The organism is Rhodococcus sp. HM1 (genome assembly GCF_023218075.1).
Lineage (GTDB): Bacteria > Actinomycetota > Actinomycetes > Mycobacteriales > Mycobacteriaceae > Rhodococcus.
Genome location: NZ_JALPTB010000197.1, coordinates 1 through 596 on the forward strand (window position 1 = coordinate 1; position 596 = coordinate 596).

1 rRNA gene is annotated in these 596 nt (G+C 57.0%); it reads left to right on the forward strand.

Features of this window, described 5'->3' with window-relative positions:
* Positions 1-220: ribosomal RNA gene (locus tag M1M07_RS32390) — 16S ribosomal RNA — on the forward strand; the annotation flags it as partial.
* Positions 221-596: the final 376 nt, after the last annotated feature.

A 596-nucleotide genomic window follows, 5' to 3' on the forward strand; every position in this document is an offset into this window, starting at 1 on the left:
CCGTGAAGTCGGAGTCGCTAGTAATCGCAGATCAGCAACGCTGCGGTGAATACGTTCCCGGGCCTTGTACACACCGCCCGTCACGTCATGAAAGTCGGTAACACCCGAAGCCGGTGGCCTAACCCCTTGTGGGAGGGAGCCGTCGAAGGTGGGATCGGCGATTGGGACGAAGTCGTAACAAGGTAGCCGTACCGGAAGGTGCGGCTGGATCACCTCCTTTCTAAGGAGCACTTCTCCCGGCGAGGGTTCACACAGGTGAATGCCTCTCGGGCAGAGACTGTTTCGTTCCCGCATGTGGAACGGCAGAAGCTCATGGGTGGAACGCTGACAAACTCATCCACATTTCAGCCGGCTACACGGTCGGTTGGTGGGTGATATATCGGTGCACTGTTGGGTCCTGAGGGAACACGCAATGTGTTTTTTCAGCGACGATGACTCACGAAAGCGGTTGGCCGTGTGGCCGGCGTCGGTAGGGGTTGTTGTGTGTTGTTTGAGAACTGCACAGTGGACGCGAGCATCTTTGTTGTAAGTGTTTATGAGCGTACGGTGGATGCCTTGGCACCAGGAGCCGATGAAGGACGTGGGAGGCTGCGATA